Source organism: Polynucleobacter hirudinilacicola, from assembly GCF_002192535.1.
GTDB lineage: Bacteria > Pseudomonadota > Gammaproteobacteria > Burkholderiales > Burkholderiaceae > Polynucleobacter > Polynucleobacter hirudinilacicola.
Genome location: NZ_NAIA01000003.1, coordinates 93,661 through 116,514 on the forward strand (window position 1 = coordinate 93,661; position 22,854 = coordinate 116,514).

Consider the following 22,854-nt stretch of genomic DNA (forward strand, 5'->3'; position numbering starts at 1 on the left):
TTAATTACGCCTTGTATTACTATCTTCTAAGGCGTCAGATAATTCTTGCACAATAGATGCCAGGCTATTTAAGGCGGCACCTAGCTTGACGTCTACATCAGTTGTAAATCTTTGCAATGTATCTAATGACTGAGTAAGATTGTCAGTAATTGCCTCAAATGCTGTTTCAAGTTCAGTATCGGCAGATGACAATTGACCTGCTTGTCTTTCCCAATTTTCAGCAAGTTGGGTGATAGCAGTTGAAATTCCTTTTGATGCAGAATCAGTAGTATTTACAAGGCGCTCAACTTGCGCAAATGTATCTGAAACAGATTTACGAATTGCATCACTTGCTGCGGTCAATTGTATTGAGACTTGGCTTAATGGTTGAGTTGATGATCTAACGGCCTCAGCTGCTCCGCCCATCGCACTAGCTGTATCCTGCAATTTGGTATTGGCTAGCTGCAGACTTTGATTGTGTCTATCAATCTCCTGATTAACTCTGCCTAGCGCTGCAACAAGATCACCTATGCCAACCCCCACGGAATCGGTTACATCTTTGCTGGCTGATTTTGCCTGTTCTAAAACTACCTTCATGGCTTCAGAAATTCCGCTTGCAACATTTGCGCTTGCCTCATCAGAACTATTTTTCAGTGATGTAGCAGCATCTTTTGAAGCTGTATCAAGGCGATCTACCAATGAACTCATTGCATTATTTGCACTGGCCTGTTGCGAGCTTAGATCTCTCAATACCGACTCCAAACCAGAGGTCAATGCAGCAGAAGATGCAGTGAGCTGTGATGATGCAGCATCAGCACTAGCTTGTACAGACGAATCAAATTTCTTAGTGGTCTCAGTTAAGGCAAGCATCACTGTTTGAATGCCGCTTGTAATCTCGTGATTGCTTTGCGCTAATGAGCCAACAGTGTCATTCAGAGTTGTTGAGAGCGTATTTAATTGAGTCACAACCTGATTCATTGTGCTTTCACCAGCACCCTGTAGTTGACCTCTAAAATCTGTCACCATCTCTCTTAGCGCGTCAGTACTTGACTTGGACAAACTATCAGTCATGGTAGAAAGCTGCTGAGTGATAGGGTCCATTGCTTTACCCATTAAATCGGGCATTTGCAACATAGCCGACTCAATACGCTGACCAATCGCTAATGTAATTTCAGTGCCCATTTCTTCGAGGCGCGCAGTTTGTCTCTTTGCATGACCATATTGGTCTGCAGCTATGCGCTCTAAACTTGCAAAAGTCAAAAGACCTTCTAGCCGGTCATTGAATATCTTTAATTGGTCATCAACTTGATGTTTCAATCGGTTCATGTAAATTGTTTGTATCAATGAACCAGCTACACCGCCAATTGAAGCAAAAAATTTAGCTCCGGCGGTGGATAGCAATGCACGAATTGCTTCCATCACGTCGTTTGAGTCTGCAGTATTTCCAATCTTAAGCCCTGCATGAACCAATGCTGCAACAAGCCCAAAGAAGGTTAAAACTAAACCAATACCAATCAAGCTCTCTCCATCAATGATTGGCTTAATTTTGGAGTTGAGATGATCAATATCGAAATAATCTGATGGACGTTTCGCCGTTCTATAGACCCTATACTCTGGCTCATCAATAGCATCCAGCGGGGGTAGAAGAGTTTTTGTGAATTCTTCCCAGCTCCTACCAACCCTTTTATTTCCTTTTAACTGCCCATCAATTAAATAAAATTTTTCAGTAAATTCAAGTGGGTCCTTAACCTCTTCTAAAGTCTTGTTTGCCTGCTCAAGCTCCTCGAGAATTTCAGCAGTTTCCCTTTTCATTCTGATTGCAGATAAAAAAGCCATGAACAGCAAAAATCCGCATGCCAGCAATCCGAAATAAACCTGCCTAAATGGGATCAGAAGGTTATCTAAAAGATTAATTACTAAGGTATCCATAAGTATTTCTTAATATTTGAAGTATCTTTATAGTATAGGTTACGTGAGGGTTAATTCGGGCCATAAATAACCCCCCGAAGAGGCTCACACCTTGAGCTAGAAACTTGAATTCATTAACTTAACTACGACTGCAGACTAGCGCTACTAATTAATGACAAATTCTAATAACGACTGGAATTTAGATGAGGAAGCTATTGAATTGCTGGGGCAGCTGGCAGCAGCAATTCATTCCTTAAAATCTTTGGCAATAACCGGTAATGACCTAATTGGCCTTGGCGAAGCAATAGAGGCAATTGATTCGATCATTGAGGATGGTGAAATCGAGGTTAATGTCGGCCTTTCAGTAGGTTTCAGGGCTGGAGATGGTGATTTTGAAGAGGGTACGTTTATGTGCCTAAGAATTAATGCAGATGAACTTAATTTAGATGAGCTCAACACAACATATTCTCGTGCCATAGGTTCTGATCACAGTACGGTTGATTACGTTTACTTAACCCCAAATTCAGCATTAGATGAATTTGAATTAAATAATTGGCTCAATAGACTTGACGAAATTAAATCATTTCCAGAGGCTAGGTTAAGCGTCTCCCGTGATCATGTGTGAATAATCATTTGATCCTAAGCAATCACATCCCACTCCCCCGTCTCCTCCATCCCCTCCATATCCTTAGGGCAAATAGGCGGGCCTAGATCAAGATGCTTTTTAAGCATAACAACTTCATATCCACATTTTGCGCACTTCGCTCCGGGTCTTTTCGGGGCTTTTTGGGCGGTTGGAATTGGCAGACTTAGTCTTCCATGAGGGAATACTCCTAATTTTTCAGTAATTCTTATTAGATCTTGCTTAAGGTGATCTCCAGCTCCCGCACTTCTCATTGGACCTTTAAGCCCAACGTCAAGTGCAATCTTTTTAAAACCTTCGCCGTGCCCACTCTCACAGTTATCTACTGCATGTACCAGTTCATGAACTAGTGTGTCCAAAAAATCCAGCGGAGTCTTTAAGTGTGGCGCTATGAAGATTTGATTAAGTCCATCCTCTGCAGCTTTTGATGACCAACACTGTCCGAGGTGGCGCCCCTTTCCCCCAGTACTTGGAAAGCCTACTGACACTTTCACAGCCGGCACCGAATACCCCCTTGCCTCAAAGATGGGGACGAGATGATCCACCGCAGCCATTAACCATTGCTCTCTATTCACATTAGCTCCTAGTGAGTTAGCTTGCTACGGTTTTCAGCCATTCTCATGAATTCGAGATGCATGGATTTGGAAGATTTAAAGTTCCAGTCTTTGGGGAATGCAATCTCATCTCTGCCCCAGCCATGCAACCTCACTTCCTCTTTCTCATCTACCTCTCTATCTGTAGCTGCGATGACGATGTTTTCTCTATCGCCTATTTTGTTCTTGGGCGTATTGTTTCTTTTTCTCGCCTTGCTATGAGGATTAGGACTTAGGTGAATGAAATCCAACCAATAGACCCTAAAGCTTGGGCCAAAGACTTGGTCTACAAGCAAAGCATCCGCGTTGTGAGGGTTGTCTTCATTGATCATCATGATCTTGAGACCTTTTTGAGCGACGAACTGAAGATAGTCTCTAGCCTCCCCATGACTACTAAAGCTGATGCTAAGTAATTCATTGCTTTCAATGAGTTTGCTTTGATCATGCAGATCAAATAGAAATTGACCATAGCCACCTTGATAGCGCTCTATGACGGATCCTTTTTTCAATAAGACACAGACGCCCTCTATGAGTACAGGCATATCAGCTCCTTTAGCTTGTGGTGGGTGAGACTGGAATTGTTTTGTGGGTTTTGAGATGAGCTTATGGATACATGAGCTCATATATCGAGCCATCAATTATTTTTATGAATTACTCATTTTTCTCATGATGTGAAATGCGAATGTGTCATGCTATATGAGGGCATTTAATTTCTTTGCACCCTTCAAACTGGAGATCATTTATGCATGTAGCCAACGACTTTGATATGTCTAACCTATTGATTTTATTAAAGGTTAGCGATGACCATAAAGCCTTTGCACACGGCCAGCTCAGAAGGGCTGCTTCAAAAGCCATTCGGGACTTTGGCTATGAATGGGCCTCTATCCCTCCCGGCCTGCAGCTCGAGGAATCTGCTCAATTATTGCGCTTGAGAAGTCGAATCAAAAAGGCAGTTTTTGAATCCACAAAGGGATGGCACTCCAACCAAAGTGTTGTTTGGAGAAGGTTTAGTGATTACACAAAAAAGGTGGCTGCCAGACATGAGGCCTTAAAGCTGATTGCAAAGATTAGAAAGCAAATATCCCAGTAAAAATAGTTTATGTATAGCTCGCTTATTGAGCTTTGGACTCTCTATAAATAGGTGATTGATTTGCATCTCATCACTCGACCACTACTTCAGGGGATATATGACAGCACAGGTTTCAGAGCGACTGATTTATGGTGGCAAGGAGATTCCCTTGTTTACCAATCCTTTATCGCTATATTTAAAGAATAGTGGCACTCGTTTTGTTTCGCCTCATACAGCCAATTGGCGTGGTTATGTTGGCACATGGGAAATTCTTGAACATGCCGGGGTTGAACGTCTGTATTTAGTGGGTTTATCTGCGCACAAGTCTTACGAAGAACTTTTAGATCTTTCAGATGTCTTCCCGGGTCATGACAAGGTCTTTGCGCATTGGTTTACCGGTGAACTGCGTTGCCCTCAAGGTGCTCAGTTGGAGTATCGCCATATGGGTTATGGCAGTGTTTATGAATACGACCTCTTGATGGAGTTCAAACAAGGCGTTTTAGTTAATAAGCATGCACGCCATAACCAAGTGCCTGAGAAAAAAGAAGAAAAAGACTATCCATCCTTCTTAAGACGAGGCGCTCAGTGAGTGGTTTGATGGATTTCTTATCAGGCGTTAGTTTCTTTGGGCTATCTGGGTATGAGCTACTTGCTATCTATACCTTGCCTGGAGTGTCGTACGCCCTATTTCACTTGGCGAAAGAATATCTCAATCGTCCTTCTAAATTTGCAAGAGGCATGCTGGCTGCTATAGGCAAGAAAAGAAGTGTTGCTGATCATCTTATCAATGGCTTTGCTTACACCATTGCTTTCCTGTGCATTGCCTTTGGCTGGCCTCTATTTGGTATTTGGGCAATCTTTCAATCTAGGAAAGAAGCTGCTCTAGAGATTGAGAGGAATAAGCCTGACTTTAATTGTTTGCCAGAACATTTAATTTGCAAGGTAGATCCGCATGATGCTGAGATAGCAAGTTATGTTGTTGATCCTCTTGGCACAGTTCCACCTCTACCCTTTGGCCACCTTAATCAAGGTTGGGTAAATTTCCTGACCGAGATGTTGGAGCCCGAGGATGAGATGTGGTCCTTCTACATTCCCAAGGGCGGTGAGCAGGGAAAGCATCGCTTTGCAGCTAGCAGTGCTATTCGGGGATATGCCAAGGTTTGCAATGGCGAGATTCTTGGAGAATTTATATATGAGCGTGATTAGTCAAACCTTGATTCCGAATGGTTGTTAGGTCATATTTGGGAGTAGTAACATAGTAATTAGCGATATATACGAAACTATGACCACAATAATTCCGCCCAACATTAGCGATTACACCGCAAGAAATATTTCGCTCAAACAACTTAGACTATGGAGTGAGTCTGGTGACGGTCACAAACAAGAGCTCATCAAGCTCCTAAAAGAAATTCGGGGGAAACTTGCAAGGGGTGCATCACCCTCAAAGGTCATTACCTTTGCCACAAAAAGTCTCGAGGCTTTTTACTCCAAAAAGGAAGTTAGGGGCGAGGTTCAGCTGTTAAATAATCGCCACATTGTATTTAAGCTAATGTTTCCTGGAGTCAATGACCAAGATCTGCAGTTTTGCCTAGTTTATGGAGAGATTAACGGAAGAACTAAGGCCTGCAAGTTTGATGAGACAACACCCATTAAGATCAGTGCACATGCACTACAAAGACTTCTTGCCAGGCTCGATGTTAGCTCTGATAGTAAAGCTTTGGATGAGCTATATAGCTGTATAAAGTTAGCAATCCCATGGCACCAGGCTGCTTCCGAAACTGATGCGCAGTGCTGGCCCTTGATGAGTGAGCATGGATTTTTTGTTGGCGCACCTTCCCCCGACTCCTTAGTTACAACACTGATTACATGGATGAAGGCAGATGGTCTCAGCAAAAAATGGCTTGAACCACTTGAAAATTTATGGCGCCTGAAATCAAAAAAACCGAGGACACTAGAAGATCCAGTGTTTGCTCAGGAATTTCTCATTTCATTTCCTTGGATGCTTAAAGAACATGTACCAGGTCTAGATCTACCAAGCTTAGCTTGGGAGTCAAAAGATCTAGATAGGAAAAATGATCCGATATCCCATGAGAATACAGATGATCTTATGGAACAGGATGTTGAGGACAACCAAGAAATTACTACGTATAAAAAAAGATCGGTATCTTATTTATCGGGCCTTAACTATAGCAATACGCCGCCGCCATTAAAAATATATGATCAGATTAAAGGGTTAGTTGTTCAAAAGAGGGCTGATGGAAATATTATTGTTGGGCTAAAAAATGGTTGGGTTGGAAAAATACCTAAGATTTCCATTGAAAAAGGTAGTCTCCTGATTGAAAACTATATTGAACCCGAGATCGGAGATGAGATTGCAGTCTCCATCCAAAAAATTAAACGCTGGATTGATGAAGATGCTTTCCTCATATCACTTGATCCAGTAGATATATCCGACGCTCATTGGGCTGAAATTGAAAAACTTATACCCATTAATAGCCAAGTATTTGGCAAAATCTCTGTTGATTTAAAGAATAAGTTTGGCGTACAGCTATCAGATGGCCATCGCGGTTTGATAGATAAAACTGATGTAATAACGTATTTACAGGCTACAAATAATACCGATATAAACCTTTTTAATTTGGAGCTTGAGTTTAATGTCATCGGATTTAATGCGCCGAAAAAGAATTTATTGCTAAGCATTCCCAACCTAACAGAGCTCCATAAAACTTCAATAATTGAGAAAATACAAATTGGTAAAACCTATCACGGAACCTGCATACGTTTTTGCAATAATTTTTCACAAATTCAACTAGACAATGGTTACACAGGAGTGCTGCATAGAAATAATTCCTGGGGTCTACCCCTTCCAAACGTCGGGGATTCTGTTGAAGTAAATTCAATCTATCTTGATCCAACTGAAAATGAAATTTGGTTGTCAAGAATTCATGAAAAATTGATCTCAGAATATTTTAATTGCCTACCAGTAACAGATACACTTTGGAATTCTTTTGTTAACAATCACTCTGAAGGCGATATCGTTGAGGTACAAGTTAAAGACTGGATTGAAGGTAGTCAAGGTTTCATAGTGGCTACCAGATGCGGTATGCGGGGTCTAATGTCGAAAAAGGAGTTCACATGGTACGAACTAGGCACAACTCAAGACATCACTCTTGGCGATATATTTACTGTAAAGATTACCAAGATAAATAACTTAAAGAGAAAGGTGGCCTTCTCCAAGAAAATGGCCGAACCGCACGCCCTTGATGATCCTAAAGTTCTGAGTCATAAAGGGGAGGTTTTTTCAGGGCAAATCACATCAATAGTAGATTACGGGTATTTTATTGCCATTCCCCAATTAAAAGCCGATGGATTACTTCATAAATCTAAAATTCCTGAGGGTGTATCGTTCTCAAAAAATGAGTTAATCAAAGTATCTATTGCTGATATAGATTTGCAGAAAAAAAGAATTAGTTTGTCACTTGTCCAAGAGAATCAAGATCGAAATATATCTAAAATTTAATCTCAGGTTTTAATCAGATATTTATTCATTGTTACTCATAGAAGATCTGCCCCCTCATATCTTTTATGAAGACTTGATAGAAATCTTTCCAGTTCTCTAGCTCTCTGGGCTCACAGACTGCTCCCGGCCTTTGAATAGCTAACTTTCTAACAACAAAGATATTATTCTTTACTTCGCTGTAAGTGGCTTCGTATTCAATGCCAGCTTTTTTGTAGCTGACATTTGGTGGAATGCGTGTCACCTTGGTATTGGCCGGGAATCTGATTTGATAGGATTCACCAACCGTTCTAGTAGCGCAGGTATATGGCACCGTGAATTTCTCTGGAGGCCTATCGTTAGCAATGGAGGCTAACTCTCCTGGCGCAAGGCCGACTGGTACTGTGATCGCTCCCGGTCCTGGCACATTAGCAATCGCATCAAGAGTGAACTCGGTATTGGTCGTAAAGGGTTTATCTAGGTCATAGACATAGCTAGTGGTGATCTTGCCCTCGCCTGTTTGTCTAAATTTAGCTAATTGGTTTTTGACTAACTTATCTGAAAGTGTAGTTTCAGCGCCTTCGTATTTATAACGGGCATTGATTTCTGCGCTGCCAAAGTACATGGTGTGAGCTTTACCGGTAATGCGACCATCTTTTTCTATTTGCATAGTGATGCCGGTTGCAGTCTCGCTATCCTCTTTCTTCGGCTTGGGTGTACTTCCAACTTTAGCTAACTTTGTAAGTAGTACCGGTTTATCCATTTCATCACTAGGCAACGTGCCATATGGCGCCATCTCATCTGTAGAGTCCAGAAATAGATTCCAGGCAGGTATATAGGTAATGACATGATTAAAGGGTCCAAGTACAGGGTATTTAGGCAGCGTGTAAGCGCTACCTGAATTAATCAATGCACTGGTAGCGTCAATTCCTTTGGCCGCTAGTAAAGTAATTAAGAGCGCATTGTGATCCTTGCAGTCTCCGTAGCGGTTTCTGAGAATACTATTGGCATCATGAGGAACTATGCCTCCGTCACCTAAGTAGATCGCCACATACCGAATGTTTCTGGTGACCCAGTTATAGAGCGCTCTGGCCTGCTCTTTTTTGAGGTCTAGCTTTGGATCAGCCGCTACTTTCTTTTCCAAACCTTTGGTGATTTCATCTGCTTGCTTTTGAATTTCTGGGGTGATGATGAATTTGTCTTTAATGCGCTCTTCATAAGCCTTGGCAAAAGCCTCTTGGCTTGGGAAGCTGGAAATATAAATGTGAGGCGCATAGTCACCGCTAGAGACTTGGTATTGCTCTTTCTTCTTCATCTGCAGGTTCTGATAGGTATAACTTACCTGACGCATGCCATCTACCACTTCATCCTTTGTCTGCTTAACTCCCTTGATATCGGTATAGAGCTTTAAGTCCTCTGGGTAACTGAGGCTGTATTCATAAGAACGTATTTCTACGCTGGGCGAGAAAATCAGCCTTGTATAAAAATAGCCTGGTAGCAATGGCTTATACGTAGTGAGCTTAGTCTTGTAATAGGTTTTAGAGCCTGGCGTCACCTTCGGAAAGATGATGATCTTATGTTTTTGATCAGAGAACATGGCCGCGCCCGAGCTATTGTCATCTTCCACTGTGCGGATGGCATTAGCTGCTACTGGAATCTTTTCTCCTTTGGGGGTAATGGTATAAGCCTCAAGCACTTCTAGCTTGGATAGTGTTGAGTTATATGGCAAGTCAGCCTGCGATTCTGAATCAACGACTAATTGTGATTTCACCAAGGTAGTGAGCTCATTTATCTCGACAACTGTGCCATCAGCCTGAATGGTTTCTGTGATGATGGCTTTTTCAATAGCAGTAAGAGATTCCAGTTCCCCTCTTCCTGCGCTTGTAATGCCTACATTTGCGAGTAGGAGAAATCCTAATAGAACTGCGCCTAGACTACTGATGGATTGAATTGCAAATTTCATAATAGTTTTAGCGCTTTACGTAGGATTGAATGTAGGCTTTGCGCATGGTTATATCGCTGACCATTGGCATACCAGCATGTTGCAGAACGATCGCAGAGGGTTCTTGCATCATTGCCTTGCAAGGCGAATATGGATTGCCTTTAGCATCTCTGAGTTTGAATTTAGGTAAGCCCAAAATCTTAGCGCCATCCACAAAGGCAGCAACAGCCAACGGTCTTGAGAGTGGCACCCCTGAATTACCACTTGGCGAGACCTGTAATGGCATGAAGGTGATGAAAACGAGTGAACTGAGCATGGGTTCTGAGTTTTAACTAATTTAGAGTTTTTTCATTGTGATGAGCTACTAGCTCATTAGGTGAGCCTTAAGCTTTTTAATCTAGCTCCATATAGACATTTATGGAGGTAAATATGAAATACCTGATCACCCTACTTTTGATTGCCCAAGCGATTCTTTTAGTACGCGGGGCTGCTGCACAGGCTATTTATGGTCCGACCGGTGAATACCGCGGCTATAGCCAAACTTCGCCAAGTGGCGTAACGAATGTCTATAACGCTACCGGCCAGAATGTTCAGTCCTTTCAAACCGATAACGGGCAGACTAATTTTTATAGCCCCCAGGGCGCGTACCAAGGAACTTCCACTACTCCTTTTTACGCAACCCCTAATACGTCGATTAATGCACCGCGCCAAGCACCTCAGGCACCCTCTGTGAAAGGTTGGTAAGAAATGAAAAGATTACTTATTGCCGCATTGTTGGCTAGCTTCATGATCCCTTGTTTTGCAAGGACTGATGGCGGAGGCAAAAAGAGTTCTCAAAAATATAACAACCCAAGTGGTCATGAAAATTGCTACTACTGCTGGAAGGACTTAAGTACGACCTATACGCCCTCCCGCCACAAATACGCTAAAAAATCTTAAGGAGATCTAAATGAAACAATTCCTTTGCATAAGCGCACTTCTTATCTCTAGCGGCAGTTATGCCCAGGTAACTAGTTGGGAAAACTCGCCTTTCAATTACAACAATAGCCAGTACAACTACAACAATAGTTCGTATAACTACAATAACTCGCCATATAACTACAACAACAGTCAATACAACTACAACGCCAATAACGGCGTGTACGACAACAGCGGCAACCGTATTGGGTATGAGACCCAATCTCCGACAGGCGTGACTAATGTCTTTGATAACAACGGAAATCGGATTGGGTACTCCCCTAGCAAAAGACAATGATCGCCGAAATGATTATCGATACCGAGGAGTTTCTGGCGGTATTGAAGCGATTAAAGCCCAGAAAAACGACGAAGGCCTCCTTAGCTGAAGAGCTTTATATTGCACTCTTTAATGGTGAGGCCATCTTCTGCTTAAGAGGGGTCCAGACTAGATGCTTGGTTGAGAAATCAATCAATTGGAGGGGTTACATTGAAGTCAATTCTGGGGTTGTACTGTCATTCTTAGCGGCACGGCCTGCCGGGCCGAATATTAAGCTGAGCGTTCGTGGTGATGTATTTCAGATAGAGAACATTAAAGTGCCCTGTAAGACCATGCAATCCCCAGAGTGGATTACTGCAATGAGCTTTGAGGCTCACCTACATGATGATCCTAAAGCTAAACCTCACACCATCAATTTGTATTGCCCAAAATGCGGCAAGAAGCGCGGGGAACTCTTTAAACAAAAGCTTGTGAAGCAAAGGGAACTGGGTGATCCACCGCCCCCAAAATATCCAAGCTCTAGAAGATGTGCGGCTTGTAGGCATGAATGGCTAGAATTTGCTGACGTATTATGAATAAATTACTCTTCTTGGATTTTGATGGAGTACTTCACCCGACTCACTTCGCTGGGCAAGCTCCTTTTAATAGAGCTCATCTTCTTGAGAAAACTCTTGAAAGATCAAATATCGGAATTGTGATTTCTTCGAGTTGGCGCTTCACACATAGCCTTGAAAAGCTACAGAAACTATTACCAAACTCAATCTCCAGTCTGGTTATTGGCGTTACTGGATCACCAGTCATTGGCAAACATCCACGCTATCAAGAGATTATGAATTTTTTACAATCTCATGGGTCTAGTAACTGGAAGGCCTTAGACGACTCCTATTGGGAATTTCCAACTCCTTGCCCAGAACTCATTCGCTGCAACCCCAATACCGGAATCTCAGAAAAGCAGATTCAAGAATTACGTCATTGGATGATTGCGTGACGACCACTTATTGACCGTAAGTATTCCACCCGCCAGCACCATTGGGTAGAGTTTGTATTAGGTTTCCATTAGGCGTGTAGGTGTTGTAACCACCCGCACCACTCGGCAATGTTTGAGTCACCCCTCCATTGGGTCCATAGGTGTTGTAACCACCCGCACCATTTGGCAAGGTTTGCGTGAGCTGTCCATTTGGTGAATAGGTGTTGTAACCACCGGCGCCGTTAGGTAATGTCTGTGTCAACTGCCCATTTGGCCCATAAGAGTTGTAACCGCCAGCCCCATTAGGCAATGTCTGAGTGAGTGCCCCGTTGCGACCATAGGTGTTGTAACCTCCTGCGCCGTTGGGTAATGTCTGAATGGGTTGGGCCAATACAAAGTTGCTTGCAGTACCAAATATCACTACAGTGATTAATTTTTTCATTGTTTTTTCTTATGTTATTAGAGCGCCATTGGCTCTAGATTAGGTTCGGGCTCATAGTCCTCAAACTCAAAACGCATTTGCCCAGATAAAGGGGTAAGGCATCGCAAGAATCGATCTGGCACCAAACCCACTTTCTCATGCCTCAACTCCCCTTTTTTGGGTAGGTGATAACAAATCGTATGGCCCTGAGCCAATACTTGTACGCGCCAAATTGGCATGACCTCTGTATCAAAGCCTGGCCAACGCATCAAGCCCATAGGCTCAATCACCTTCACAATTAAGCCGCGATTAACCGAGAACTTGCTATCGGAAATCATAGCGATAGAACCTAGTTCACAACGTAAATGAATGTGTCCGTTTCTAGACATTCTTTAACCTTTTAAATTCAATATATTCATACTCGGTATGCTCTTCAAGAGTCTGACCTAGTAAATCTATTACTTCATCTCTTAGAAAAAAACGTTTGACTCTATCTTTATCTCGAATGAAGCCATCTTTCAGTATTAGCCTGGGGTATCTAAACCCATTGTGGGTATAACTATCAGTCCAGACCTTAGGCGAGTAGACCTCGCTAATACCCGAATGAATCAAAAGGCAGTAGTCAAAATAGTTTTTATCGCTATCTGCGCGAGCGTTGCTATAGCTATTAATCGTGTCAGCAAAATCATCGTTTAAAACAAATTCATATGAGCAATCCCATTTAATTGCACGCTTATCCAATATCTCCTGCTGCCGAGTAGTCCATGGCCCGCCAAAGTACAGCGCAATTGGTCTGCGATAGATCTTCTCGTCCTCTGGGATGGTGTGGTGTATTACAGGATTTTCCAATTACTCAACGCTCTCTAAACAGTCTTGCTCATATAACTCCATCTGCAACTGCTCTGACTCGGAGAATTCTTCTAAAAGATAACCTTGCGGTGGAGTCAAGCGCCTAAGGTAAATATCTGGAGCTGGCCCTGAGGTATATGCCTCAATACCGTCTTCGCCTTCATAAAATAGTGCGCCACCTTCAGTGGCTACTTCTACATTCCAGGTGTAGAGCGGTTCACTATATCCTTGCCATTCCTGAAATCCGCCGGACGAAACAATGCGCACAATATTGCCAAGGTTTTCAGGAATCTTGCAGTTCACCGTGATGGCTAAATCACCTACCGAGCAATTGAGCTTTGAGAATTGTTCGCTCATCTTCTTCTCCTGTATTGGGCGCGTACCTTCTCTCGCTCTACGAATAGGAGGTGGCCAAAGATACCTTGGCTACACACTAGAAAGAGGCCGAATAGAAACCACAGAACTAGGCTCAGACTTAGCCCGTTCGACGAAGCGGCCCAACTCAAAAACATGAAGAAAATACCGATAAATTTGATCACTTTGACCTCCATCCAGTCTTTTGCTGTTTTGTTACTTATAGGTAGATTAATTACTTGCTAGCTCATTACATGAGCCTTAAACTAATTAAAGTTATAAAAACAATAAAAGTCTCAATTTGGAGGTTTTATGAGCAATATGGAACGCCTGCACCGCATTAAATACATGCTCCAGCACCGTAAATGCGTGCCAATTGAGGACTTTATGACAGAGCTAGAGGTCTCAAAAGCGACCTTTAAGCGCGACCTAGAGTTCTTAAGGTCACGCTCAAAGGCGGATATTGAATATGACCGCTTTTTGGGTGGCTATAAATTCAAGGATGGATCTGACGTCAATAAGATTGAGATGACCGGTCTTTGGTTTTCTGAAAAGGAAGCAACCGCACTAGTGCTAATGCAGCATTTACTGTCATCACTTGACCAAGGAGGTTTGATTGGACCTCATATTGAACCACTCACTGCAATCATTGATGGCATCTTAGGCCAAAGCGAAGCCACTACCAAAGAACTGCGTAAACGAATCAAGGTTCTAGGCATGGGTTCACGTAAGAATTCAATTGAGAATTTTTCTGAGATTGGTGCCGCCCTTTTAAAACGCAATCGACTAGTAATTAAATACTACGCTAAGAGCAAGGATGAAGAAACTGAGCGTGAGATTTCCCCGCAGCGCCTCATTTACTACCGTGAGAATTGGTATCTTGATGGCTACTGCCACATGCGTGAAGGATTACGTAGTTTTGCTTTGGATGGCATTCGAAGCGCAATACTTACCAACACAAAAGCGCAAGAAATATCCGACAAGGAGTGCCAGGAACACTTTGCCGAAAGTTATGGCATTTTTTCTGGCAAGGCTACCAAAAGAGCTAAGTTACGCTTTACACCCGAGCATGCGCGCTGGGTTTCGGGTGAAAATTGGCACGGGCAACAAGTAGGCAGCTTTGATAAAGAAGGTTATTTCAATCTTGAGTTTGATTACAACCAGGATCCCGAGCTGCTCATGGACATTTTGAAGCATGGCTCAGGCGTTGAAGTCATTGGACCCGCAAGTTTAAAAAGTCGCGTGAAAGAAGAGTTAAAGAAAACTTTAGCCAACTACTAAGCACATCTGAAATTAAGATCTTAAATTTTCCAACCAACTAGTGGCCAAACTTTCAGCAGCCAATATTTGCTCTGATGTTAATTTTGGACTAATTTCCTCAATTGATAGTTTTGCATCAAAGCCCAGCTGATTAGATATTGAAAACCATTTATAGGCCTCAACTAAATCTATATCAGTCCCCCAGCCCTGCTCATAGCAATTGGCCAAATTGACCTGGGCTGAAATATGGCCCTTTTTTGCTGCCTTATTAAATAATTCAAAGGCTTTTGTAAGATTTACCTGAACTCCTAGCCCTTTAAAATAGGCCCAACCTAGATTGTTCGTAGCATAGGTATCGCCTTGATAGGCTGCCTCTTCAAGTAAAGCAAATCCTTTCTCCAGATTTACCTCAACGCCATTGCCATTTTGATATAGATGCCCAAGACAGGATTTAGCCGATGCGTCACCTTGTTTGGAGGCTAAATCCAAGTAATAAACCGCTTTTATTAAATCTTTCTCAATATTTTCACCAACAGAATATTTATAACCCAAAAGTGATTCAGCAACTGCTAGACCTGCATCGGCTGCATACTTCAGAAGATTGAAAGCTCTTTCTATATCTTTATCAATACCATCAATCCCGCTATAAAATATTAAAGAAAGATGATAGTAGGACTCAATACATCCAAGGTGAGCAGCCCTCTCATAGTACTCATATGCTCTTTGAGCGCTTTTCTCAAAATAAATTCCTTGCTCATACATCACTCCTAGATCATTGAGCGCACTTTCATTGTTCTGCTCAGCAGCAAGAAAGAATAAAGTAACACCCAATTCAAGATTTTGATCTACGTTTCTACCATGAACATAACGAAATCCGAGCTTAGCCTGTGCGTCTGCATTACCTTGTTTTGCTGCCTCAGTTAATAATTGAATGCCCTTCTCAATGTCAGCCTCGGCCCCAATGCCCTCAAGGAAAAAGGAACCAAGTCGTTCGATGCTACTAACCATACCTTGCTTCGCTGCAAGATTATGAAAATGCATGGCTTGCTCTGTATTAACTTCTACAATGTCACCAATCAAATACATATCACCTAATGCCATTTGAGCCCATACAAAGTCCTTTTCTTCGGCAAATGCCTTGAGAACTTTTTCAATACTTTCAATATCATTAGCGGAAATTGATGACTTAAGACTTTGTATTTTTTTTCTAGCTTCCTTATAGCCCTGAGCCCAAGAAATTTGATACCAAACAATTGCCCAAGGGATATTAGGCTTATTATCTTTAGTGTCAATGCCATTTTCTGCATTTAAACCCAAGCAATAAGATGACAAATTGCTGCCAAAGTTGGCCGCCCTTAAATACCAATGATGTGCCCGCTTCACATCTTTCTCAACCCCAGTTCCATTATGAAACATGACCCCTAGGTCATGCATAGCTTGCATATGATTTTGATTGGCAGCAATTTCAAAGTAGTGAATTGCTTTTTTATAGTCAACAGGAACTTGATTTCCAGATTCGTAAATTTTTGCTAAATCATATGCCGCCACATCAAAACCTGACTCGGCAGCACTTTCAAATAATTCAATGGCTTCTGGAATATTCTTTTCAATCTCTAAACCAGAAAATTTATACCCTGCAAGTCTTGTCATAGCTCGCGCATCGCCTAATTCTGCGGCTTTTTCAAGGTACTCTAGTCCTAACTTAGTATCTTTTGGTATGTCCGATCCATCCAAATAAGCTATTGCAAGTAGAAAATTTGCATAACCATTATTTTTTTCTGCAGCCTTATTGAGCCAAGTCATCCCTTCCGGAAAATTCTTTTCTACACCAATTCCGCCACATAAGTTATTCCCAACCACCATCTGAGAGTCAGCAAAATCTAAATTAGCAGCCCTCAAATAAAGCTCATTAGCTTTGTATTGATCAATTTGCACTCCATGGCCATAAAAATAATTACCTGCTAAGTAATGCATGCCCCAGGGATCATTTAACTCAACCATCTTATGCAAGCAGGTGTTTAATTCTTCAAATTTTTGATCAGAAAATAATTGCAATGCCTCAGACTTTAAATTTTCTATTTGGCCGATACCCATACTCACCTCAAAATTTATTTCATTCTTTTACTGAAAATAGACGCCGAAAGAATCCAAAAGAAATTATTTTTCACCATATTTCTTTTTTAGACGATCCCATTCTTTCTGCTTTTCTTTTTTTCTGGCTCGCTCTATTTGCTCGGATAGTTTTTGTGCCTTCTTTTTTCTTACTTCAGCCTCAATCTGTCGAATCTCATTAGCAACCTTTATCTCTTCTGGAGTTAAAGGTATCTTCTTAGGCTTTGGTAATGGCTCACCTTTCGCAAATTTTTCTCCACAGGACAAGCAAAGTTTGTACCCAAGCCCCCATCTTGCAGGCGATACAAATGCAAAACAATTGGCGCAAATATGCTCTATTTCCATCCGTTTATCTTAATTCTTTATGAATAATAAGTGGCTCTTTTTAAACTATATGCCTTATTCGAACCCATCATCTCTCAAGGGCTCATTCTGCCCAGGTAGACTCATACCGCTAGCTACTTTATAAATTGGATCTCTCGCATTTATCTGCTCCTGGGCCCAACTAACCCAATTATTTAACTCTTTATTTTTTCTCCTTACAACTCGGCTAGCCCTCATAGTTTTTACAAAATCCCTGAGTACGGCCAATTCATTCCAGCGCTCTGCTGCATCCTTGAGCTGACCCCATTTCCAGGCATCGACCTCCTTGGCCCATTTGATGTCAGCTAGGCGCTTACGCTCTGTCTGCTCTCTGGCCTCGCTAGCCTCTCGCTCCACCCTTGCTATCTTGGCATCAAATGAAAGCTCAGCAATGAGATTTATCAATTTCCCAAGCTGCTCCTCAACGCTAGTCTTTTCAGAGTCTTTAACAATCTTCCAGCCATATATATCGTTATGGCGAATTCTTAGCTCTAACCTTCCAGATGGGATGTATTCAATATCCATCATGTATGAGTGAGTGTGCCCGCCACTAGTCCAACTCCTTTTTCTTTTCATTGGCTTTGGCGGTTTAGTACTTACTTCATAGAACTCAATTGTTACTACATCGTCATCTCTTTTAAATGCGGTAACTTCTGCATTTGAATATTTTCGATGGACACCCAGCCTATAGCCGCGGGAGAGAAATTCGTTGATGAGGGTCTGAAGTATTCGCTTTACCCGTGGAACGCTATGTGGACCAATCTGGACATCAAAGCCAGCTTTAGATTCTGACCTTCCAAATTTGGAATGGTTTTCCATCTGGAAGTCTTTGAAGGTCTTCTCGATCTCTTCATGGAATTTATTGCCCTTATAAATCTCTATGACAGGAATGGGCTCAGCAGGTTTATTTAACCTAGCCTCCATGATCGCTTTATCTCGAGTCCGCACATGTATGAGGGGATCATGCTCATTCCACCAAGGCTCTAATGGAGGCTTTTCTGACGTTATCTTTCCATGTTCCAGCTTGGCCCAGTAACCCAATGGCGGCTTTGGTACACCGTATTGCTTGCACCACTTGCCAAGGGCAACATCGGAGAGCCCAATCCGCAGCGCAACCTTAGTGGCCGGCTCAGTCCACAGGAGTTCATATATTTCAGTGCGTGTGTATGATTCTCTTTCCATCAGTAACCCCCTTCACAATGTGAAGACAATTAAAGCAAATTGTAAGGATGGAATGTGGGGGTACTTTTGGGGGTACTTAGTGAAATTCGAACTCTTTTGACCTCTTCCAAGTACCTGTATTTAGAGCAGAAAGTGGCTTTTAGTTCGATTCCCGCCGACCCACCATTTTGAAGTCTGTAATAAATTAACGCCACCCACTAGGGTGGCGTTTTTCTTTCACTCAAGCATTATCTAGTCATGTTCATTAGTTAAATTGATAACTCATGCCAGCCTGAAAATTCAGAGGCGCGCCTGCAAAAATCCCATCTGGATTTCTACTGGAGATATACCTTTTATTAAATAGATTATTGATCACTCCAAACACTTTCCAATCTTTATTGATAGAGTAGTTGGCACTCCAATTAACAGTCACAAATGCTGGCACTTCACCTAAAGTTCCAATAGCATTCTCAACAACCGTATTTGCTGCATCAGCGTATTGACTGGACACATAATTCAAGCTCACCAAGGTATTAAAACTGCTCTTCTCATAACTGACACCTAGATTGGAAGTCAACTTAGGGGTATAAGAAATGCGGTTTCCATCACGTCCCAAGGAATTTGTGCCGACAAATTTTGCTACTGGAATATAGGTAGCATTGCCGTTAATACCCCAGCCATGAGCAAATGCATATCCAAGAGCTAACTCGGCACCCTGATGCAGACTCTTTCCTCCATTAGCCTTGGTTATTCCCGCTGCTAAGCTCTGATTCACGATTTGATTGCTAAAGTTCATACTAAATACTGCTGCATCATATGAAAAAGAACCCGATACTCCGCGCAAACCCAATTCCATATTCGTTGAGCGTTCAGGCGCTAACTGCTGGTCAACACCCTTGTCATCAATCGCAGCTGACAATTGTGCTGGTGCAAAACCTTTGTAAACACTGCCATACACTTGTGCCTGAGGTATTACTTGCCATGTAGCGCCAATTTGAGGAATTGTTTCTACATTCTTAGCACTCCCAGATGTGCCAGTAAGGATATTTGAGCGAGTCTGGTTATAACTTTCAACTCGCACCCCGGGAATAAGGGCAAAGTCTTTAGTCAGTAGAAATCGATTTTGCCCATATATAGCTACAGAGTTAGCTTTGTTATCCTCATGCGCAGTAATTCGACCTGAATAGTCTGTGGTTTTAGAGCTCACCAGTTGATTTATTTGAGATTCAGTATGCAAGCGAATGCCAAACTCTGCTTCATTAGAAATTCCAAGGGCCTTATATGCATGACTTAACCTAGAATCAAGGCCCAGCATTTGAAACTCACGATTACGGCCAATTAAACAATCTGAACCCTGATTGCAGGCCCTAAAAATTGTGGCATCTTGTGTGCGATTCACAACACTTTGTCGCCAATAGTTACGGGATAGCTTACTCCAATAGATTAAGGTATTTATTATGGTATCTGCATTCATTTCAAATGCGTGATTAATATCTACTGCATTTCTTTGGGTAATAAAACGATCATTAGGCGCCGGATTATCTCTCGATCCGTTCATGTATTGATTGGGGCGCAGACCTACATAGGAGGTATTGATATTGTTATCGTAATGAGTGTATTTCAGGCTTAACCACTGGTTCTGCGCAATCTCTATTCCACCCTTCATCAAAATGTCGTACATCTTGAATCCATTGCCTTGATAGCCATTAGACTCGGATTGAATGAGATTAATTCCTCCGATTGCGCCATTCGATGATGATTTACCGCCTGCCTCAATCTCCGCCAAACGATATCCATAATTACCCACCTTACCGGTTAACTTAAAACCCTGGGATGGTGTTTTGCTGAGATAGTTCACCACCCCACCAATATTAGATGGGCCATATTTCAGACCTGATGCACCCTTTAAGACCTCAATGCCGCCAATACGGTCAACCGGTGAACTGTAATAGGAGGCATTGGAGATAAAGAGACTGGGTTGTATTGGAGCGCCATCTTCCAGAAGCAATACTTTTGCACTCCGCCCCGGACTCAAGCCACGAATACCAATATTCGGAATGGATCCTAAACCACCCTCATCTCCACGAACATTCACCCCAGGAATTGTCTTTAATACATCCTGCAATGACTGAGGCTGTAGCTCCTCCATTCTCTTCTGATCGATGACATCGACTGTTCCTGGAATTTTGCTCAGGGCATTCTCCTCCCGTCCAACAATATCAATTCTGGGTAATTGAATATCTTGTGCCTTTACCAGGATTGAAAATGAACTTCCATACAACAATGCAATAGATGAAAGCCAGGCCAGCTTTTTTTGAGGACGAAAAACATCTTGATGCTTCATATACTATCTCCAGTGATAAAAACGAAAAATCGCTGGCTATATGCATATGAAAATGCTCTTGCTGGCTAGTAACTGATTAACTCCTTACTTTGTCAGAATGAGCTTTCCTAATTTAGTAATGCGTAATTGATATAAATTCCCATCATGCAGAATGCAGATCTGCTTCAAATGGCCCAATAGAGCTTCACTTGAAATGGTTTTGGGTGCTAGATAGGGGGATGAATTTTGAGGCAGCCCTGAATTCGAATCATTTTTCTCGTTCAAACGCTAAACCCCTAAGGTAAATTGAACGGGGCTCTGAAAGCATTGGGCAGAAGAGCTTATGGACGTTGATTTTATTGGCGCAAATCTCCACAATGCTAGAGCCTTGAGCGCTGAATTATCTAAACCTTGAAAACCGGAACTCTGAATAAGGCTAACCTGATTCACAATGCCCCACTCATTCACGCATAACTTCACAATCACCAAGCCCTGCTCTCTCAGTTGCCTACTTGCTAAAGGGTAATGGGGTTTAGGGTTATGAATGGCTGACCTGGCTGCTCGATCTACCGAATGGCCAATTTCCTTGCCATAGCCCGACACACCAGATTCATCAGAAGGAATTGAACTGGAACTTTTGACATTTAAGGATGGATCCACAAGGGTTGTACTAGAAGGCTTTTCACGCGAAGATGGGGAATTACTTGCGCCCGACAGATTTACCATGAGAACCCCCGGCGCTGATGGGCTGACTTCTATATCGGGCCCCGATAATAGAACTAGTAAAACAAATACATGGGAGATTAATACGCCTGAAATAACAAAAATGTTTCTGGGCAATCCACTACAGAGCAAATGACTTCCTTAAATAATAAATGGGCAACAACCTAAATCACTTGCTGACAGTATTTGCAGTAGTGAACTATGTTTTCAAATATTTTAAGGATGATGTAGTTGATTAACAACCATGATCCCAATGGGGATCGGGCTTGTAGGGCTATTTAGTGTGGTACTACTTTGTGACTAAACGCCAAAGTGATGTGACCTCTTTAGATCTCGCAGCATGTAACGCATCTGTTTTATCAAATACTTTTTGGTGCTGCGGCTTGGTATCTAAACGAGCAATGACTTTTAAGCCAGCAGCATCAAACCAAGACAGTAGCTCCCCTCTCGATCTCAAACCTAGATGTTCAGCTAAGTCTGAAAGAATGAGCCAGCCCTCACCACCCGGTAACAAATGATCTTTTAATTTACTCAAAAATCCTCTCAGCATCTGGCTATCCAGGTCATATACGGCATGCTCAAGAGAAGAACTAGGTCTAGCCGGCAACCATGGTGGATTACAAACAATCAGTGCCGCTTTTGCTGTTGGAAATAAATTCGTTTTCTGAATCTCAATCTGCTCATTTAAGCGTAACCGATCAATATTGTCTTGAGCACAAGCAATCGCTCGATCATCTTGATCGGTTGCAATAATCTTTTTAATCTCTCGTATTGCTAGCACTACCGATAGGACCCCCGTTCCGACGCCGACATCAAAAGCGATGGAGTTTTGCTTCAGAGCAATTGGTAACGGCGCCTTGAGAACCAGCTCAATATATTCCCCACGAATTGGCGAGAACACACCGTAATGCGGATGAATGCGAATCTCCTCATCATCCCTTGCGAGAACTGGTACACCCTTTTTACGCCACTCATGGGCGCTGATAACGCCAAGCAACTCTCTTAAAGAGATAACATAAGGCTCAGCCTTCTCTCCATAGACCTCAAGACAGGCTCTGGCAACATCAGGCGCACGTCTTAATGAAATACTGTGATCAGCATTAATCGGAATCAGTACCATCCCTAAAATACGCGCTCTTTGGGATTGCGCTAAGCGATGCAGATTGAAGGCATCTAAGGGAGTCTTGGTTTTCTCTTTAGCGACCCTGTCAGATCTGGTGGATTTCTTAGAGGGCTTATCAACCCTTCTCACCAAAGCTTGCAAGAGCTGCCTGGCATTCTGAAAGTCACCCTTGTAAAGCATTGCAGTGCCTTCACAAGCTAAACGGTAAGCAATGTCAGCCGTTAAGGTGTCGTCAGCAACTTGGATCTTTTGATGTGGTGCGATCCCATTTTCTGAATGCCATTTTGCTGAATGGATTTGGCCACCCTCATCCCATTGGATCATCACTTCAGCA

27 protein-coding genes are annotated in these 22,854 nt (G+C 42.4%); 11 read left to right on the plus strand and 16 right to left on the minus strand.

Annotated features, from left to right (window positions below; all coding sequences use genetic code 11):
• Positions 1-1,908 carry a hypothetical protein gene (locus B6A14_RS04600; protein WP_087909294.1) on the minus strand — a complete coding sequence of 636 codons (1,908 nt, stop codon included), beginning with the start codon at positions 1,906-1,908 and terminating at the stop codon, positions 1-3.
• Positions 1,909-2,059: 151 nt separating this feature from the next.
• Between B6A14_RS04600 and B6A14_RS04605 the strand changes: the two genes are divergently transcribed.
• A complete protein-coding gene (locus tag B6A14_RS04605; protein WP_087909295.1) occupies positions 2,060-2,512 on the plus strand; it encodes a hypothetical protein in 453 nt (150 codons plus the stop codon).
• Positions 2,513-2,526: 14 nt separating this feature from the next.
• Here B6A14_RS04605 and B6A14_RS04610 read toward each other — a convergent pair whose 3' ends face one another.
• Positions 2,527-3,105 (minus strand): SprT-like domain-containing protein, encoded by a 579-nt coding sequence (locus tag B6A14_RS04610; RefSeq protein ID WP_129560408.1) that lies wholly within the window; start codon positions 3,103-3,105, stop codon positions 2,527-2,529.
• Positions 3,106-3,113: 8 nt separating this feature from the next.
• Positions 3,114-3,665, minus strand: a complete 552-nt coding sequence (locus B6A14_RS04615; RefSeq protein WP_087909297.1) for a hypothetical protein — start codon at positions 3,663-3,665, stop codon at positions 3,114-3,116.
• A 200-nt stretch (positions 3,666-3,865) separates the two neighbouring features.
• On the opposite strand from B6A14_RS04615, the gene B6A14_RS04620 reads away from it, so the two are divergent.
• From B6A14_RS04620 to B6A14_RS04635, 4 genes are all read left to right on the plus strand, one after another.
• A complete protein-coding gene (locus B6A14_RS04620; protein WP_087909298.1) occupies positions 3,866-4,213 on the plus strand; it encodes a hypothetical protein in 348 nt (115 codons plus the stop codon).
• A 97-nt stretch (positions 4,214-4,310) separates the two neighbouring features.
• The gene (locus B6A14_RS04625; RefSeq protein ID WP_087909299.1) at positions 4,311-4,781 is read left to right on the plus strand and encodes a hypothetical protein; all 471 of its coding nucleotides are present in this window, start codon (positions 4,311-4,313) and stop codon (positions 4,779-4,781) included.
• Positions 4,778-5,398 carry a hypothetical protein gene (locus B6A14_RS04630; RefSeq protein WP_129560409.1) on the plus strand — a complete coding sequence of 207 codons (621 nt, stop codon included), beginning with the start codon at positions 4,778-4,780 and terminating at the stop codon, positions 5,396-5,398. The genes B6A14_RS04625 and B6A14_RS04630 overlap by 4 nt, the downstream gene beginning before the upstream one ends.
• Positions 5,399-5,474: 76 nt before the next feature.
• On the plus strand, positions 5,475-7,712 hold the full coding sequence (locus B6A14_RS04635; RefSeq protein ID WP_087909301.1) for a S1 RNA-binding domain-containing protein: 2,238 nt from the start codon (positions 5,475-5,477) through the stop codon (positions 7,710-7,712).
• 31 nt (positions 7,713-7,743) lie between these two features.
• Here B6A14_RS04635 and B6A14_RS04640 read toward each other — a convergent pair whose 3' ends face one another.
• Both B6A14_RS04640 and B6A14_RS04645 read right to left on the minus strand, forming a co-directional pair.
• On the minus strand, positions 7,744-9,651 hold the full coding sequence (locus B6A14_RS04640) for a DUF3857 domain-containing transglutaminase family protein (RefSeq protein WP_087909302.1): 1,908 nt from the start codon (positions 9,649-9,651) through the stop codon (positions 7,744-7,746).
• Positions 9,652-9,658: 7 nt separating this feature from the next.
• Entirely contained in the window at positions 9,659-9,946 is a 288-nt protein-coding gene (locus B6A14_RS04645) for a hypothetical protein (RefSeq protein ID WP_087909303.1), read from the minus strand.
• 113 nt (positions 9,947-10,059) lie between these two features.
• Between B6A14_RS04645 and B6A14_RS04650 the strand changes: the two genes are divergently transcribed.
• Genes B6A14_RS04650 through B6A14_RS04665 form a run of 5 tightly spaced genes read left to right on the plus strand, consistent with a single transcriptional unit; the run spans position 10,060 to position 11,852 of the window.
• Complete coding sequence (locus tag B6A14_RS04650) at positions 10,060-10,374, plus strand: hypothetical protein (RefSeq protein ID WP_087909304.1); 315 nt, start codon at positions 10,060-10,062, stop codon at positions 10,372-10,374.
• Positions 10,375-10,377: 3 nt separating this feature from the next.
• Positions 10,378-10,569 carry a hypothetical protein gene (locus tag B6A14_RS10200; protein ID WP_129560410.1) on the plus strand — a complete coding sequence of 64 codons (192 nt, stop codon included), beginning with the start codon at positions 10,378-10,380 and terminating at the stop codon, positions 10,567-10,569.
• A 10-nt stretch (positions 10,570-10,579) separates the two neighbouring features.
• Complete coding sequence (locus tag B6A14_RS04655; RefSeq protein ID WP_087909305.1) at positions 10,580-10,885, plus strand: hypothetical protein; 306 nt, start codon at positions 10,580-10,582, stop codon at positions 10,883-10,885.
• A complete protein-coding gene (locus tag B6A14_RS04660; RefSeq protein WP_087909306.1) occupies positions 10,882-11,439 on the plus strand; it encodes a hypothetical protein in 558 nt (185 codons plus the stop codon). The genes B6A14_RS04655 and B6A14_RS04660 overlap by 4 nt, the downstream gene beginning before the upstream one ends.
• Positions 11,436-11,852, plus strand: a complete 417-nt coding sequence (locus tag B6A14_RS04665) for an HAD domain-containing protein (RefSeq protein ID WP_087909307.1) — start codon at positions 11,436-11,438, stop codon at positions 11,850-11,852. Before B6A14_RS04660 ends, B6A14_RS04665 begins: the two co-directional genes overlap by 4 nt.
• A gap of 7 nt (positions 11,853-11,859) precedes the next feature.
• Here the strand turns inward: B6A14_RS04665 and B6A14_RS04670 are convergent, their stop codons facing one another.
• From B6A14_RS04670 to B6A14_RS04685, 4 genes are read right to left on the minus strand one after another with little or no spacing between them, the layout of a single operon-like run.
• Complete coding sequence (locus B6A14_RS04670; RefSeq protein ID WP_087909308.1) at positions 11,860-12,273, minus strand: hypothetical protein; 414 nt, start codon at positions 12,271-12,273, stop codon at positions 11,860-11,862.
• A gap of 17 nt (positions 12,274-12,290) precedes the next feature.
• Positions 12,291-12,590, minus strand: coding sequence for a hypothetical protein (locus tag B6A14_RS04675; RefSeq protein WP_236635664.1), 300 nt, complete (start codon positions 12,588-12,590; stop codon positions 12,291-12,293).
• Between the two features lie 43 nt (positions 12,591-12,633).
• Positions 12,634-13,101 (minus strand): hypothetical protein, encoded by a 468-nt coding sequence (locus tag B6A14_RS04680; RefSeq protein WP_087909310.1) that lies wholly within the window; start codon positions 13,099-13,101, stop codon positions 12,634-12,636.
• Entirely contained in the window at positions 13,102-13,458 is a 357-nt protein-coding gene (locus B6A14_RS04685; RefSeq protein WP_087909311.1) for a hypothetical protein, read from the minus strand.
• Positions 13,459-13,767: 309 nt separating this feature from the next.
• Between B6A14_RS04685 and B6A14_RS04695 the strand changes: the two genes are divergently transcribed.
• Positions 13,768-14,736 carry a helix-turn-helix transcriptional regulator gene (locus B6A14_RS04695; protein ID WP_087909313.1) on the plus strand — a complete coding sequence of 323 codons (969 nt, stop codon included), beginning with the start codon at positions 13,768-13,770 and terminating at the stop codon, positions 14,734-14,736.
• Between the two features lie 12 nt (positions 14,737-14,748).
• Here B6A14_RS04695 and B6A14_RS04700 read toward each other — a convergent pair whose 3' ends face one another.
• The 7 genes from B6A14_RS04700 to B6A14_RS04730 all read right to left on the minus strand — a co-directional run bounded on the left by B6A14_RS04700 (position 14,749) and on the right by B6A14_RS04730 (position 22,844).
• The gene (locus B6A14_RS04700) at positions 14,749-16,809 is read right to left on the minus strand and encodes an SEL1-like repeat protein (RefSeq protein ID WP_087909314.1); all 2,061 of its coding nucleotides are present in this window, start codon (positions 16,807-16,809) and stop codon (positions 14,749-14,751) included.
• 63 nt (positions 16,810-16,872) lie between these two features.
• Positions 16,873-17,172, minus strand: a complete 300-nt coding sequence (locus B6A14_RS04705) for a hypothetical protein (protein ID WP_087909315.1) — start codon at positions 17,170-17,172, stop codon at positions 16,873-16,875.
• A gap of 54 nt (positions 17,173-17,226) precedes the next feature.
• Positions 17,227-18,372, minus strand: coding sequence for a hypothetical protein (locus B6A14_RS04710; RefSeq protein WP_087909316.1), 1,146 nt, complete (start codon positions 18,370-18,372; stop codon positions 17,227-17,229).
• A gap of 244 nt (positions 18,373-18,616) precedes the next feature.
• Positions 18,617-20,695 (minus strand): TonB-dependent receptor family protein, encoded by a 2,079-nt coding sequence (locus tag B6A14_RS04715; protein ID WP_087909317.1) that lies wholly within the window; start codon positions 20,693-20,695, stop codon positions 18,617-18,619.
• Positions 20,696-20,779: 84 nt separating this feature from the next.
• The gene (gene hemP, locus B6A14_RS10470) at positions 20,780-20,959 is read right to left on the minus strand and encodes a hemin uptake protein HemP (RefSeq protein ID WP_087909318.1); all 180 of its coding nucleotides are present in this window, start codon (positions 20,957-20,959) and stop codon (positions 20,780-20,782) included.
• Positions 20,960-20,962: 3 nt separating this feature from the next.
• Complete coding sequence (locus B6A14_RS04725; RefSeq protein WP_087909319.1) at positions 20,963-21,400, minus strand: energy transducer TonB; 438 nt, start codon at positions 21,398-21,400, stop codon at positions 20,963-20,965.
• Positions 21,401-21,686: 286 nt separating this feature from the next.
• Positions 21,687-22,844 (minus strand): methyltransferase, encoded by a 1,158-nt coding sequence (locus tag B6A14_RS04730; RefSeq protein WP_087909320.1) that lies wholly within the window; start codon positions 22,842-22,844, stop codon positions 21,687-21,689.
• Positions 22,845-22,854 lie beyond the last annotated feature (10 nt).